At 67.1% G+C, this 14,116-nt stretch carries 11 protein-coding genes and 4 pseudogenes; 4 read left to right on the top strand and 11 right to left on the bottom strand.

Going from position 1 to position 14,116, the window contains the following annotated elements; genetic code table 11:
* Positions 1-2: 2 nt before the first annotated feature.
* From fadD1 to T428_RS24745, 9 genes and pseudogenes are all read right to left on the bottom strand, one after another.
* Positions 3-1,593: pseudogene (gene fadD1 / locus T428_RS24760) on the bottom strand (fatty-acid--CoA ligase FadD1).
* Between the two features lie 21 nt (positions 1,594-1,614).
* Positions 1,615-3,209 (bottom strand): annotated as a pseudogene (locus tag T428_RS24755) (flavin-containing monooxygenase).
* Positions 3,206-3,352 (bottom strand): hypothetical protein, encoded by a 147-nt coding sequence (locus T428_RS33395; RefSeq protein WP_211243871.1) that lies wholly within the window; start codon positions 3,350-3,352, stop codon positions 3,206-3,208. The pseudogene T428_RS24755 and the gene T428_RS33395 overlap by 4 nt, the downstream one beginning before the upstream one ends.
* Positions 3,349-3,753 carry a Zn-ribbon domain-containing OB-fold protein gene (locus T428_RS0100815; RefSeq protein ID WP_025734986.1) on the bottom strand — a complete coding sequence of 135 codons (405 nt, stop codon included), beginning with the start codon at positions 3,751-3,753 and terminating at the stop codon, positions 3,349-3,351. The genes T428_RS33395 and T428_RS0100815 overlap by 4 nt, the downstream gene beginning before the upstream one ends.
* Positions 3,754-3,757: 4 nt before the next feature.
* Positions 3,758-4,960, bottom strand: a complete 1,203-nt coding sequence (locus tag T428_RS0100810) for a thiolase family protein (protein ID WP_025734985.1) — start codon at positions 4,958-4,960, stop codon at positions 3,758-3,760.
* Positions 4,957-5,409 (bottom strand): hotdog family protein, encoded by a 453-nt coding sequence (locus T428_RS0100805; protein WP_025734984.1) that lies wholly within the window; start codon positions 5,407-5,409, stop codon positions 4,957-4,959. Before T428_RS0100805 ends, T428_RS0100810 begins: the two co-directional genes overlap by 4 nt.
* A 7-nt stretch (positions 5,410-5,416) precedes the next feature.
* A pseudogene (locus tag T428_RS24750) lies at positions 5,417-5,917 on the bottom strand (MaoC family dehydratase).
* On the bottom strand, positions 5,910-7,040 hold the full coding sequence (locus T428_RS0100795; protein WP_025734983.1) for an acyl-CoA dehydrogenase family protein: 1,131 nt from the start codon (positions 7,038-7,040) through the stop codon (positions 5,910-5,912). Before T428_RS0100795 ends, T428_RS24750 begins: the two are co-directional and overlap by 8 nt.
* Positions 7,041-7,043: 3 nt before the next feature.
* Positions 7,044-8,089: pseudogene (locus T428_RS24745) on the bottom strand (acyl-CoA dehydrogenase family protein).
* 186 nt (positions 8,090-8,275) lie between these two features.
* Between T428_RS24745 and T428_RS0100785 the strand changes: the two are divergent.
* From T428_RS0100785 to T428_RS33095, 3 genes are all read left to right on the top strand, one after another.
* A complete protein-coding gene (locus T428_RS0100785) occupies positions 8,276-8,899 on the top strand; it encodes a TetR/AcrR family transcriptional regulator (protein WP_025734982.1) in 624 nt (207 codons plus the stop codon).
* Positions 8,896-9,717 carry a hypothetical protein gene (locus T428_RS0100780; protein ID WP_025734981.1) on the top strand — a complete coding sequence of 274 codons (822 nt, stop codon included), beginning with the start codon at positions 8,896-8,898 and terminating at the stop codon, positions 9,715-9,717. The genes T428_RS0100785 and T428_RS0100780 overlap by 4 nt, the downstream gene beginning before the upstream one ends.
* Before the next feature lie 132 nt (positions 9,718-9,849).
* Entirely contained in the window at positions 9,850-10,014 is a 165-nt protein-coding gene (locus T428_RS33095; RefSeq protein ID WP_169733603.1) for a hypothetical protein, read from the top strand.
* 19 nt (positions 10,015-10,033) lie between these two features.
* Here T428_RS33095 and T428_RS0100770 read toward each other — a convergent pair whose 3' ends face one another.
* On the bottom strand, positions 10,034-12,724 hold the full coding sequence (locus T428_RS0100770) for an FHA domain-containing protein (protein WP_245604681.1): 2,691 nt from the start codon (positions 12,722-12,724) through the stop codon (positions 10,034-10,036).
* Between the two features lie 130 nt (positions 12,725-12,854).
* On the opposite strand from T428_RS0100770, the gene T428_RS0100765 reads away from it, so the two are divergent.
* Positions 12,855-13,061: a hypothetical protein gene (locus T428_RS0100765; protein WP_025734979.1), complete on the top strand. Its 207-nt coding sequence runs from the start codon at positions 12,855-12,857 to the stop codon at positions 13,059-13,061.
* A gap of 30 nt (positions 13,062-13,091) precedes the next feature.
* Here the strand turns inward: T428_RS0100765 and T428_RS0100760 are convergent, their stop codons facing one another.
* Positions 13,092-14,102, bottom strand: coding sequence for an alpha/beta hydrolase (locus tag T428_RS0100760; protein WP_025734978.1), 1,011 nt, complete (start codon positions 14,100-14,102; stop codon positions 13,092-13,094).
* Positions 14,103-14,116: the final 14 nt, after the last annotated feature.

Below are 14,116 nucleotides of genomic sequence, written 5' to 3'. Positions count from 1 at the left end.
GACTATTCCGGAACAAATTGTGCGGCAACGGTATACGTCGTGCCGCGAGCTTCTCGGGTCAGCAGCACGCCGCCCTGGGCGCTGATGCCGGCGGCGATCAACTCACGCTTGAGGATCTTGTTGGTGGCCGTCGCCGACAGCTCGTCGTTGATGCGCACGTAGCGCGGCCACACCTTCGGGGACAGGTCGTGCTGTGCGGCCAGAAACTCCTCGAGATCGGTTGGCGCCAAATCCATCCCGCGACGAAGCACCAGCGCGGCCATGACTTGGTCCCCCACCCGCTCGTCCGGCACGTCGTACACCGCGACCTGGCTGACCTGTGGCAGCCGTTCCAGGATTCGTTCGATCGGCGCCGCCGCGAGATTCTCGCCGTCCACCCGCATCCAGTCGGCGGTGCGGCCGGCGAGGTAGATAAAGCCGTCGGCGTCGCGACAGGCCAAATCGCCGGCCCAGTACATGCCGTGACGCATCCGGTGGGCCGTGGCCTCCGGGTCGTTGTAGTAGCCGACGAACGGTCCGGCACCGTGGTGTTGACGAGTTCACCGACGGCATCTTCGAAGTTGGTCAGCTTGCCGTGTTCGTCGAACTGGGCGACGGCGCACTCCTGCAGCGTCACCGGGTTGTAGATGCTGACTCCGGGATAGGGCTTACCGATCGAGCCGGGCGGTGTGCCGTCTTCGCGCACCACGATCACCGCGAACTCGCTGGACCCGAAGCTGTCGACGACCCGGCACCCGAAACGCCGTGCGAATTCCACGATATCGCGATCGGTGGCCTCGTTGCCGAACGCGATGCGCAGCGTGGTGTCGGCATCGTCGGCACGTTCGGGGGTGGACAGGATCAGAGCCAGTGGCTTCCCGACATAGTTCAGGTAGGTCACGCCGTACCGCCGGACGTCGTCGATGAAGCGCGACGGCGAGAACTTGGCGGGTACCATCAACGCGCCGCTCCCGACGGCGACGGCCCAGCCGCGGCGACGCCGTTGGAATGAGACAGCGGCATCGCCAGATAGCAGACATCGTCCGCTGTGACGTCGTATTGGTAGATCAGACTGGCACCGCACATGATCGCCATCCCGTGCGCGAACCGCACGGCCTTGGGATTGCCGCTGGTTCCGGAGGTGAAGATCATCATGAACGTATCCGCGGCGACGACTTCGCGGTGCAGTGTCAACGGCGGTGCAGCGGCGAGCGCTTCGGCGTAGCACGTCGTGCCCACCTCGAGGACCTGAATTCCGTTGAGGTCCAGGCCTTCCAACAAGGACAGGTGCTCGTCGCCGACGAGCAAGATCTTGCAGTCCGACCGCCGGATGTCGGCAAGCAACGCCGGCCCGCGGCGGGTCGTGTTCAGGCCGCACAGCACGTAGCCGCCGAGCGCCGCGGCGGCCATGGCGCGCAGCATCTCCGGCGAATTACCCAGTGCGGCACCCAAATGCAACGGGCGGGCCGGGTCGGCAAGCGCGATCAGCGCCGCAGCTTCGGTCTCGGCTTCGGCGACGTGCTCGCGCCAGGTCCAGGTCGCCTCGCCGCGCGCGATCGCCGGGGTGTCGTCGTGCCTGCGCTGCCGCAGCAGCTGCTGAACCGTCTCCGGCACCGTCTCACTTCCTCGTCGACGTCATCGGGTCGTCAACACCAACCCAGCGTAATTGCGCTGGGCGACCTCGTCGCAGTGGCGTCGGTAGGTGCCGAACCCGCCGATGTAGGGCATGAAGACGCGCTTCTTGCCGTCGATGTTGGCGCCCAGATACCACGACGATGCCGCCCTGGGGAACAGCGTCCGCTCGGCGGCCCGGGCCACCTCGTCGGTCCAGGCACGCGCCGCGTCCAGGCGTGGCTCGACCTCGCTGACGCCCCGTTGCCGCGCGGCTCGCACCAGATCGACGACCCAGTCGACCTGCACCTCGGCGTGCAGCACCATGTTCGCCAGCACCGAGGGACTGCCCGGCCCGCTGATCATGAACAGGTTCGGCAGACCCGGCACCATCAGACCGGAACGTCACCGGGCCGTCGCTCCAGATGTCGCGCAATCGCGCTCCCCGGGCCCGATCGGATTGATGCGGGTCAATACTCCGGTTATCGCGTCGAAGCCGGTGGCGAAGATCAGCACGTCCAAGGAGTAGGGCGCCTCGGTGGTTCGTATGCCGTGCTCGGTGATCTCTGTGATGGGCTCGCGGCGCAAGTTGACCAGCTGCACGTTGTCGCGGTTGAAGGTGGCGTAGTACCCGTTGTCCGTGCAGATGCGTTTGGTTCCGATCGGATGATCGACGGGGATGAGATCGGTTGCCACGATCGGGTCGCTGACGATCTCCCGGATCCGCTCCTCGGCGAACAGCCGGGCGACGTCGTTGGCAGCCAGGTCACTGGTCTGGTCGGGGAAGGTCTTGGCGAACAGGACGCCGCCTTCGCGCCAGCGCTTCCACAGCGCGTCGGCGCGCTCCCGGGGCTCGGTGTCCACGGCGTTCTTGTGGTAGGTGCCGTGCGGCGTACCGGCGGGCGCGTAGGCCGATGCCCGGCGACGCTCGGGATACTGCTCCTGGATCTCGTGTTGTTCCTCGGATGACCACGGCCGGTTGAGCATTGGGATGGTGTAGTTCGCGGAGCGCTGGAACACGACGAGGTGCCGGGCCTGGGCGGCGACGATCGGCGCGACCTGGATGCCGGATGACCCCGTCCCGATCAAGCCGACCAGCTTGTCGCGCAGATCGGGATCTTCCCGGGGCCACGCCGCCGTGAAATACACTTCGCCCGAAAAGCTGTCCACGCCTGCGATATTGGGCCGATCCACCGCCGACAAGCAGCCCGTCGCGCACAGCAGAAACTGTGCCGCATACGTCTGTCCGGTCGCGGTGTCGACGTGCCAGCGACCTTGATCGAAGGCAGCACCGACTACGTCGACACCGAAGCGGTAATGGCGGCGCAGCTCGAAGCGGTCGGCGACGTGATTCAGGTAGGCCAGGATCTCGGGCTGGGCGGCAAAGCGTTCGCTCCACTGCCAGCTCTTCTGCAGGTCCTCGTCGAAAGAGTAGGAGTAGTCCACACTTTCGACGTCGCAGCGCGCTCCCGGATAGCGGTTCCAGTACGAGGTGCCGCCCACCTCGGGGGCGGCACCTCGATGGCGATCACCGACAGGCCCGACGTCGCGATTCGGTGCACGGCGTACAGCCCGGCGAATCCGGCGCCGATCACGACGCCGTCGCTTACCTCGGTCATACCGAGGCCCGCACGGGGTCCATGGCCGGGCGCGCCTGCGCACCGGTCATCGTCGCGACGCGCGGAAATCCGGCGTTCACCTGGTCGAGCATCGCCTGCACGACATCGTCCATCTGCACCTCCGACCTCACCGTTGAGGTCACGCGGGCCGGTATCTCAGTAAGGTGATGCCGCCCTCGGGCAGAGCGTAGAACACCGGCGCCACCCGCATGCCGACGCGGATGTCGCTCGGGTCGATGTCGACCAATTCGGTGCTGATCCGCGGCCCGGCATCCCACTGCACCACGGCGAGCAGCTGCGGTACCGCGTCGGCCCAGGGCGGGGCGGTCGGCCTGCGGGTAACGGTGAAGGTGTACAGCGTTCCCGCGCCGTCGATTTCGCGCCACTGCAGGTCGTCCGTGTCGAGTGCGAGGGTGCGTGGATAGAACACGTAACGCTGCAGCGACGGCGAATACTGCACCATGATGCGGCGCTGGGCCAGGCCGTCCCAGAAGGGCTGCGAGACCGGGGTGGGTTCGGGAATCGGACGGGTTTCGGTGCTCACGGCGTCAGTCCCCCCGCATGATCAGCGCGACCTGCTCGCTCATGATCCCGCCGTTGCCGGTGACGAACGCCGTATGGCAGTCCGGTACCTGGGCGGCGTCGGCGCGACCCATCACCTGTCCCGCACCGTCGACGACGTGATGCATGCCGCCGGCCATTCCGGCTTGACCGAACGACAACTGACCGCCGGCGGTATTGAGCGGGAAGTCACCACGGTGGGTCAGATCGTGTTCGGTAACCCAGGCCATGCCTTCGCCTTTGGCGCAAAAGCCGGCGTCCTCCAGGCTCATCAGCACCGTGATCGTGTAGCAGTCGTAGATCGAGGCGATATCGACATCGGACCGGTCCAGGCCGGACATCGCGAACGCCTTGTCCGCGGCGCGCGCGATCGGAGTGGGCAGCAGGTCCTCGGCATAGGTCGGGGTCTTGAACGCGATGCGCTCGCCGAAACCCTTGATCCACACCGGGCGATGGCGGCCGTGACGGGCGATATCGGCGTTGGCGAGCAGGACGCCCACTCCCCCGTGCACCCGCATCACCGTTTCGAGCAGGTGGATCGGGTCAGCGATCATGGAACTGGCGAGAACGTCGTCGATGGTGATCGGGGTGCCGTGGAAAACGGCGCCGGGATGCGCGCACGCGTTGGTGCGTTGGTCGACCGCGATCTTGGCGACCGCGGCGGGGTCGTAACCGTATTCCGCGGCGTAGCGCTGCGCGATCTGCGCGTACGACGCGTTCTGGCCGAGATTGCCGTACGGGATTTCGAACTCGGCCTGCGGTGACCCATAGTTATTCGACGACAGCCCAAACCAATTCGGCTCTGGCGCGGGGCGCCGTCCCGATTGCGGCACGTTGAGCGAACCGGGCACCACGGCCAGCACCGCGTCGCAGATGCCGAGCTCGATCGCGGCGGCGGCCCGCCAGATCATTCCGGCCGAGGTGGCCCCGCCCAGATCGACGCGCTCACCGAAATCCAGTGCCAGGCCGAGGTATTCGCACAGGGTGGCCGGGGCGAACATCGCCGATTCGGCCACACCGTGGGTGATCAGGCCGTTGATGCGCGCCGGATCGACCCCGGCGTCCTGCACGGCCAGCTTGGCCAGTAGCGCGTACTGGTCGAGGGTGAACAAGGGCAGCCCGGTCGAACGGCGCTCGGCGGGTAACTCCGCGAAGCCGACGATGGCCGCTTCGCCACGCAATCCCGTCACGACGACGTTCCGCAGATGGTTTCTCGACGGGGCAGCTCGACCGTCGCGGTTCCGGGCATCAGCACGGTGTCGCCGCGGCGCCCGGCGATGTCGAGATCCACCAGTGCGGCGCCGTCGGCCAGGCGCTTGGCGGTGACCACTCCGTCGAAGGTCAGCGGCTCGCCGGGCAACGCGGCCGCCCGGTTCTGCACCGAAAACGACACCAGCCGACCGCGGCCGCCGATCCAGTCGCCCAGGGCACGGGCCAGCAGCGCCGCCTGCAGCGGGCCGTGCACCAGCACGTTGTCGTAGCCTTCGACGTCCCGCGCCCAGTCCTTGTCGTAATGAATGCGGTGGCCGTTGTAGGTGGCGGCACTGAAAAAGAACAGCTGGGTCTCGTCGGTGGTCACGGTCAGCGCGGGAATGTGCTCGCCCACCTCGACGTCGTCGTAGCACATCTGATCGGTCATGGCATTCCTAGGGTCGGGCGATCGTCGACGTCGCGGCCTCGGCGACCAGCTCGCGATGCTGGTTGCGGTACACCGTGTGCCAGGTGACCAGAACGAATCTTCCCGAGCGGCCCCGTTTTTCGACGATCTATTCGATGGTGCGAACCATTTCGATCTCGTCGCGATGATAGGTGGGCAGGTGAAAGGTGAAGCTCTCGCCGCCGGCCATCCGCGTCGGCGCGCGCGGAAACGCGAGGCTTCCCGAAACCGCACCCGAGGAACCGTCGGGCCGCAACGAGTCGAGATGCACGACGCCGAGCACCGCGTACTGCAGATACAGCGGCGGGCAGATGATGTCGCGATAGCCGTTGGCGCGGGCGTAATCCGGATCGAAGTAGAGCGGATTGTGGTCACCGACCGCCGCCGCCCAGCGCTGCCAGTCGCGCCGGTTCAGCTCGCCGGTCGCGGTCGCGGCAACGGTACCCACTCGCGACGCCGACTCGGCGTCGATCAGGGTGTCCTCAGTCACGAATCTCCTCCAAGGTTTCCTCCAGCCAGGCCGCGGCGACGCCTGCGTCACCGCCGAGAGTTGAACCGAGCCTTGCCCGTTCGGTCCCCAGGTGCAGATCTGTATCGGTCACGTAGCCCATCCCGCCATGCAACTGATGGGCATCCAACGTGACCAGCCGCGCCGCCCTGCCGGCATGCATGCGCGCGATGGCCGTTTGTCTCCTCGCCGTCTGTCCCCGGGCGATCCAGAAGACGGCGGAATGCGCGGTCAATCGGGCCGCGAACAAGGCGATGTGCATGTTGGCGACCAGATGCTGCGCCGCCTGAAAAGAGGCGATCGGGCGGCCGAACTGGTGGCGCAGCTCGGTGTACCCGACGGTGCGGTCCAGCACCGCCTGACCGACCCCGACCAGGTCGAGTGACCCCAGGGCGACGGCCGCATTCGCCAAGCGGAACAACGCGATCCGATCCGGTGGGACGCTGCCGACCAGCGCATCGGCACTGACGGACACATCGTCGAACCGCACCGCGAACGCCCGGTACCCGCCCGCCATGGCAAGTGGCTCCAGGCTCAGACCGGACGAGCGGGTGTCGACGGCGAAGACCAGCGTGTATTCGCCGGCAGCGGCCGACACCACGATGAGGTCGGCGACGTCGGCGTCGGCGACATAGTCCGCGACACCGTCCAGGCGCCACCCGGTCGCGTCGGAACGGGCGTACAGCACATCCGAAACATCCGCGGCGTCACGGGCATTCCACAGCGCCGTGGTGCCGCGCACGGTCCCCGCCGCCAGCCGCGGCAGCCACGCGGACTTGACCTCCGCGGAGCCGAGCTGGTCGATCGCCAGCACCGCGGCGATGGTGCCGTGCACGGCCGTCGGACACAGCGCGCGGCCGGCTTCGGTGTAGAAGGTGTAGAAGACGGCCAGATCGTCCAGCGAGCCGCCCGAGCCGCCGTATTCCTCGGCAACGGCGAGACCGAACACGCCGGCGCCGGCCAATGCCGTCCACAGCGCCGGGGTGCTGCGATCGGCGCCGGGTTCACCCAGCCCGCGGACCAGACTCGGCGGGCACTCCGCGGCCAGCAACGCACGCACCGACGCACCGAACTCGCGCTGCTGCGTGGTGGGGATCGCCTTCACGCGTCACCGTCCATAGGAGGGCATTCCGTGCCCGCGCTGGGCGATGACGTCGCGCAGCACCTCGTTAGTGCCGCCACCGAAGCGCATCAACGGGGCGGACCGGTACAGCCGCTCGAATTTGCCTGCCAAGGGCGCACTTTCGCTGCGGTGCGCCAGCAGCCCGTCGGGGCCGCCTCGACGTCGGCTTCGGCCTGCGCCAGCCGACGCCGAAGGGCCGGATCGCCGGACGGCACCGAGCCGTCGCGTCGGGGGCGGCGGGCGAGTTCGCGCAACTCGTCCACGGCGCGGCGCAGATCGCCGGCGTTGGTCAGCGCACCGCGCTCCAGGTCGAGCGCGCCGGTGATGTAGGTCCAGCCGCGGTTGACCTCACCGATCAGATTCGTGACCGGGACGCGTACGTCCTCGAAATGCACCTCGTTGGTGCGGTAGCCCGACCACGCGTACAGCGGCCGTATCTGGATCCCCGGGGTGTCGATCGGCACGATGATGACCGAAATCCCGCGATGGCGCACGCCGTTCGGGTCGGTGCGCACGCACAACCATTCGTGGGTGGCGCGCTGCGCCCCGCTGTTCCAGATCTTGCTGCCGTTGATCACCCAATGATCGCCGTCGCGCGTCGCGCGGGTGCGCAGGCTGGCCAGGTCCGTTCCGGCATCAGCCTCGGAATAGCCTACGGCACAGATCATTTCGCCCCGGGCGATCAGCGGGAGCCACTCGGTTTTGTTCTGCTCGGTGCCGTGGCGCATGATCATCGGCGCCACCGAGGTGACCGTGAGGTCGGGTCTGGGCACGCCCCAGTATTCGAACTCGCTCATCAGCAGGTGTTGATACACCGCGCCGAGGCCGAGCCCCCCGTATTCACGCGGCCAGTTCAGCCCGAACCAGCCCTTTTCGCCGACCTTGCGGCGGAACCGGGTCACCTCGCCGTCGGGAAATTCGAGGTCGCGCTCGGCGAGCTCCGCTCGTAACTCCAGGGTGACGTTTTCGGAGAGGAATTCGCGAACCTCGGCCAGCCACGCGCGTTGCCCGGCGTCGAGTTCGAAATCCATTCCGGCCCACCTCACCCTTCTGTCCGCCGCGTCAGCCTAACGCCGCGGCGAAGTGTTGCCCGCGATTTCGCACGGACGTCAAGGCCGGCCGCACTGGCGTCCGGCGCGCCCCGCGCACGGCGTTGCCCACATTTGGCTGACACCTGTCATTGACAGATGCCAGTGAAAGCGGATACGTTTCCCGGCATGCCGTCGACGACGTCGGCCTCCGAAACTGCCCCGCCGGTGAACGCTCGGGAGGCGCAGCGACTCCAAACGCGCGCACGTCTTTTCGACGCCGCGGTGGCCGAGATCGGGCGTGCCGGACTAGCCGGGGCGGACGTCGCGGCCATTGCCACGGCCACGGGTGTCGCGCGAGGCACCTTCTATTTCCACTTCCCCACCAAAGAGCACATCCTCGTCGAATTGGAACGGGCCGAGGAAGTCAAGATCGTGGCCAAACTGGCGCCCAAGATGAGCGGGGCCGGCGACCTGTTGGCGATGCTCAGCCTTCTGGTGCGGCAAGTGCTGGCCGCCGAAGAGCGCCTCGGCCCCGTGGTCTTCCGGGACATGCTCGGCTTGCATTTCTCCGCGACGCGCCCCATCGAAGACGAGACGGCCGAGCATCCGCTGGCCGAATTCGTCATCGCCGCAATCCGAGACGCACAGGCCGCGGGACGGGTGGCGCGGGACGCCGACCCGGGCGAGCTCGGCGTGATCTTCATGACCGGCCTGTTCGCCCTGCTGGCCACCAGCGAAACGCCGAAAACGCGTGCCGCGCTGCTGGACCGCTACGTCAAGACGATCGTCGCAGGAATGGAGGCAACATGACCGCCACAGGTATCGACGGCTACCGGGCCTACCTGGCGCACCGGGACGGTGACGCCGATCTGCTGCACCGTCGACTGACCAACCGTGAAGAGTTCTTCACGTCGTTACAGGCCGACCCGGTGCGCTCCGCTCGGCAGATCGATCGAGATGTGTTCCTGCGGAACCTGCGTCGCCGCCGACCCGAGGCGGGGTTGTCCCGCGAGATGCTGTTCCTGCTGGCCAGCGCGAAACTCAACCAGGCGGAGCGGTTCGGCGTGGATGACCTTCGCCTCGGGCGCATCGGCGGCGCCGACGAGCCGCCCGAGCGTATCTACCTCGCGCTCGAGGAGCACTATCATACCCGGCTGTTGGCTTACGTGCTCGAGATCTTCGGCCTGCCGTTCCAGGTAGTGGTGCCGCCGTTCGTGATGCGGCAATTCGTGAAGATGGAAGTGTTTCTGCCCGAGCGATTCGGATTCCCGTTCGTGGGCGCGGCAGAAATGGCGAGCTGCATCATGTTCGACGAGTTGCGCCGCGTCGGCGTCGAATTGTTCGCCGACGAACCAGATGTCGCGGCACGGATCGACCGCCTCTACACCGAAATCCTGACCGACGAGCTGGGCCACGTCGGCTACTGTGCGGCGCGCTGCAGCATCGCCGAGCGGGCCGTAATGCGTTGGCTTTACCCGACTTTCGGGCGTCTATTCGCTCGCCAAACCGCCGAGATCAGCCGTCACGCCGATCGGGAAAGATTGCACGCCCGGCTGGCCGCACTTTTCGACGCCGACGGACTCGCCGCCGGCGTCGGCAACGAAACCTTCGTTGCCGCACACCCTTGATCGCCCGTCCTCCAGATGCCAGTTGTTGTAAATAGGCTGTCACACTCCCGTTAATTCCCGTCTGCCCCATCGCGGAATCGGCGCCGGGCTGGGATGATCTTGAAATTGGCGGATCGAAGATCGGGAGTACTCATGCCGACTGTTGAGGCGCGCCTCCGGCAGGAGCTGCGCAACTATGCCGTTGAATTGCGTCAGCTGGCGTACACCCTGCCCCACGGGATCGGGGAGCACGATCTCCTTCGACTGTCCGATCGGATGCACGCCGCGTCCGAGCAGACGGTCCGCAAGGGGGCGTAGCTCCCCTGTCGTCGGGTGGTCAGCGCCCACCCTTGAGGCGAATCTTCCAGCGCACGAAGCACAGGTAGAAAACGCTGATTGCGATCAGCATGCCGAAGTCGAACCACCACGTGCCGGCATTGTGATACCAGAGTGCGTCCTTGGGGACCTGCGGGCCGGGTTCCAGCTTGGTCAGGTCGATGGTCGACGCCGACGCCGCGAAACCCCATCGCGCCGGTGTGGCCCAGGACATCTGGTCGAGGCCGATGCGGCCGGTCACGGGGATCATGCCGCCGGAGAACACCAACTGCGACATCACCGCAACCACCAGCAGGGGCATGATCTGGTCGTTGGACTTCGCGACCGACGACAGCAACAGCCCGAGCATCGCCGAGGCCACGGTGGTAACCGCGACATCGACGAATAGCTCCAGCGGAGCCTTGCCAAGCGCCGCGGCGCCCTGCGTCGGTCCGCCCTTGCCCAGCAACGTGATAACGGTGCCGATGCCCGACTGCACGATCGCGAACACCGTGTAGACACAGACCTTGGCCAACAGGTATGCCGAAGTGGATAGGCCGACGGCCTGCTCTCGCAGGAAGATGGCGCGCTCGCCGATCAGATCTCGGATCGTCAACGCGGTCCCCATGAACACCGCTCCGACATTGAGCAGCACCAGGATCTGCCCCGGCTCGGTGGGCGCGTCGCCCATTGGGTTCGGGATGCCGAAGCCGACGGTGCCCGGCACCGACATCGACAGCAAACCCATGATGAACGGCAGCAGCGCGAGGAAGACGAAATAGCCCCGGTCGGAGACGATCAGCCGGATCTGCCGCCGCGCGATCGTGGAGAACTGCCGCAGCAGACTCGTGTGCGACGGGTCGCCGATCTCGGCCGGTTTCTCCGCCGGCGGCGGTGGTGGCGGTGGGCCGGTCCGCGCCAGGTATTTCGCCTTGGCCGCGTCGGGATCGCCGGCGACCGAACTGAAGATGTCGGCCCAGTTGGTGGTTCCCATGGCCGGGCCGATTTGAGCGGGTGGACCGCAGAACGCGGTCTTGCCGCCGGGAGCCAGCAGCAGCACCTGGTCGCACACGTCCAGGTAGGTCAGCGAGTGGGTGACCACCAGTACCACGCGACCGGCGTCGGCCAACTGCCGCAGCATCGTCATGACCTGCCGGTCCAGCGCCGGGTCCAGCCCCGAGGTCGGCTCGTCGAGAATCAGCAGCGACGGCCCGGTCAGCAGCTCCAGTGCCATCGAGGCCCGCTTGCGCTGACCGCCGGACAGCTTGTCAACCCGGGTGTGCAGATGCTGGGTCATCTCCAGCTCCTCGAGCACCCGGGCGACGACCTGTTCGCGGTCGGCCTTCGTGGTGTCGGGCGGCAGCCGCAGCTCGGCGGCGTAGCCCAGCGCCTGCTCCACGGTGAGCTGACTGTGCACCACGTCGTCCTGCGGCACCATCCCGATCCTGCTGCGCAGCGAGGCGTATTCGGCGTGGACGTTGTGGCCCTCGAATGCGACCGTGCCGTTGCTGGGGTGGGTGTAGCCGGCCACCAGGCGGGCGAACGTCGATTTGCCGGCGCCTGACGGGCCGATCACCGCGGTGAGGGTTCCGGGACTGGCGCCCAACGAGATGTCGTCGAGCAGCGTCTTGTTGTTTTCGATCGTCCAGGTCACCCCGCGCACGTCCAGACCGCCGAGGCGGGTCTGTGCGGCGGTGTCGGCGTCCCGGCGGGCCAGCGCACCGCCGGCGAACACCAGGTCGATGTTTCCGATCGTGACGACGTCCCCGTCCTTCAGCAACGCGGAGTCGACACGCTGACCATTGACGAACGTGCCGTTGATGCTGCGGTTGTCGTGAATCTCGGTGCCGCTGGGCGTCGGGATCAGGGTCGCGTGGTGCCGCGACGCCAGCACCTCGGGAATGACGATGTCGTTGTCGTTGGCCCGCCCGATCTTGATCGCGCCCGGGGCGTCCGCGCCCGCCTTGCCCGGGCGCAGGATCTTCATCATCGACGTCGCGAGGTTCGAGCCGTCGCCGCCGACGCGGCCCGTCAGCGCGGTGGGTGGGTCGACCGGCGCGGCCGGGGGAGCCTGGCCGGGGTGTGGCCGGTAGATGTGCGGCGACGACATCGGCCCGCTGGACGGGCCGGCCGGATGGGTGCCGGTCGGGTGATGCTGCTGCACCGGGCCGGACGAGCCGGGCGGAGCTGTCGGCAGCGGCCCGGATGGCGCACCGGCATGCGGCGCGGGCGGAGGATAGGTTGGCATCGGCCGCGACGGGCTCGCCGGCGGGGGCCCGGGCAGGCCTTGCGACATCGAGCCGGTCGGTGGGCGTCCGTGTGCCAGCCGCGGATCGTGCGTCCCGGTAGAGATCGGGATCGACGTGGTCAGCGGCGGCGTGCCTGCCACACCCTGGTGACGCCCGACTTCGAAGGTCACCATCGGCCCGTCCGGGTTGCCGATGTTGACCCGCTGCCCATCCTGGATGTCGACGGCCGGTACTCGACGATTGTTGACGTACAAACCGTTGAGGCTGCCGTTGTCGATGGCGATCCACCGGCCCTGATCGAAGCGCACCACCAGGTGTATCCGGGAAATCAGCGGATGCGCGACGCGGACGTCGGCCCGCAAGTCACGCCCGATGACCACATCGTTGCCGGGTGCAAAGGTCCGTTCGGATCCCTCGTACCGCACAGTCAGCACAGGTGGGGCTGCTCGGCTCACGAGCCCCACTGTATCGGCGTCGGGGCAAAAGCGGGCACCTGTCGTCGATACCGGTCGACGCCCGTGTCGTTCTTCAGCCCTTATTTCCCCGAGCACCCCATCGGTTTTCGATCGCGCCATTGCGGGTAGTCGGCCGCGCATGCACGAGAGCACCGGTGAAATCCCCGACGACGTGCCCATCGCGGACGCCGTCGAACAACAACGCGCAACCGGTCCGGCCGCGCCGGACGACGACGCGCCGGACTGGCTGGATGATGCCGACGTGCCCCTGGAGGCAACGGATTCCGATTGGCAGGAGCAGCAACAGTCGGTCGTCACCGACCCGGAATTCGACGAACCCGAATAACCCTGCCGCGCAATCGATATGGTGCGCGCACTAGCCGGCGACGGCGGTGGCCGGCCGGCGGCCGCGGCACGGCGACTCGGCGGTGACTTCCTTGATGAAATCGCCGAGGTACCGGATCGCCCGCCTGCCCTCAGGCAGAACGTCGGCCGCCAACGGGAAGTCGTGAATCTGGCCGTCCCACACGTGCAAGTCGCAGCGAACTCCGTTGGCTTCCAACCGTTCTGCCATCAGCTCGGCATCGGGAAGCAACAACTCGTCGGCGCCGGCGTGGATGGCCACGGGCGGCAGTGCCGACAAATCGGCGTCGACGGGTGAAACAACGTGACCCGTCGAACGTCCCGGGCCGTCGGGGAGCTGCACTTCGCCGAGATAGCGCGAAAAGATCGACAGCGCCCCGGCGGTGAACATCGAGCATTTGCGTGCGTTGCGGTGCTTGAGTTTTCGGACCGGGTTCGCATCCGTGAACGGCGAGACGGTCGCGATCCCGGCCGGTGCCGCGACCTGCGTCCGGATCGCCGCCAGCGTCGTCATGAACGCCAGATATCCGCCGGCCGAGTCGCCGGCAACTACGATTCGATCGGGGTCGTATCCGCGGTCCTGCAGCCAGCTCAGGCCGCACAGGCCGTCGTCGATCGCGTCCGCGATCTGGTGCGAGGGCAGTTTCCGGTAGTCGACGATCAGCACGCCGGCATCGGCCGCCTCCGACAGGCGGCTCACCAGCGCGCGGTGCGTATTGATACCGCACGTGAGAAATGCTCCCCCGTGCAGGTACAGAATGGCCCGGGTGCCGGACACGCCGGGAGCGCGAACCCATTCGGCTTTGCAGTGCTCAAGGCGCACCGGTTCGACCTTGACGGCGGACCGGAAATGGGGCAGCAAACCCACCAAGCCGTCGACATACCCCAGCGGCCAGTGCAGATCGGGCTGCAACGCCCATGCTCGCACCACGTTTTTCACGATCAATCGGTTTACCAACGAGACGGCAATCGATTGCGCACTGCGACGATGGTGAATACGCCGCGTAGTCGGGCTGGTAATCATTTATCGACCACTCC

It is taken from the genome of Mycobacterium genavense ATCC 51234, assembly GCF_000526915.1.
In the GTDB taxonomy this organism is placed as follows: Bacteria; Actinomycetota; Actinomycetes; order Mycobacteriales; family Mycobacteriaceae; genus Mycobacterium; species Mycobacterium genavense.
The sequence above is the reverse complement of the archived record's forward strand: the minus strand, read 5'-3'. Positions and strand labels throughout refer to the sequence as shown.

Bases quoted from the DNA above. Each gene is read 5' to 3' on its own strand.
- T428_RS33095 (WP_169733603.1), top strand. From the start codon at position 9,850: ATGCCGACTGTTGAGGCGCGCCTCCGGCAGGAGCTGCGCAACTATGCC.
- T428_RS0100760 (WP_025734978.1), bottom strand. From the start codon at position 14,102: ATGATTACCAGCCCGACTACGCGGCGTATTCACCATCGTCGCAGTGCG.
- T428_RS0100780 (WP_025734981.1), top strand. From the start codon at position 8,896: ATGACCGCCACAGGTATCGACGGCTACCGGGCCTACCTGGCGCACCGG.
- T428_RS0100805 (WP_025734984.1), bottom strand. From the start codon at position 5,409: ATGACCGATCAGATGTGCTACGACGACGTCGAGGTGGGCGAGCACATT.
- T428_RS0100785 (WP_025734982.1), top strand. From the start codon at position 8,276: ATGCCGTCGACGACGTCGGCCTCCGAAACTGCCCCGCCGGTGAACGCT.
- T428_RS0100765 (WP_025734979.1), top strand. From the start codon at position 12,855: ATGCACGAGAGCACCGGTGAAATCCCCGACGACGTGCCCATCGCGGAC.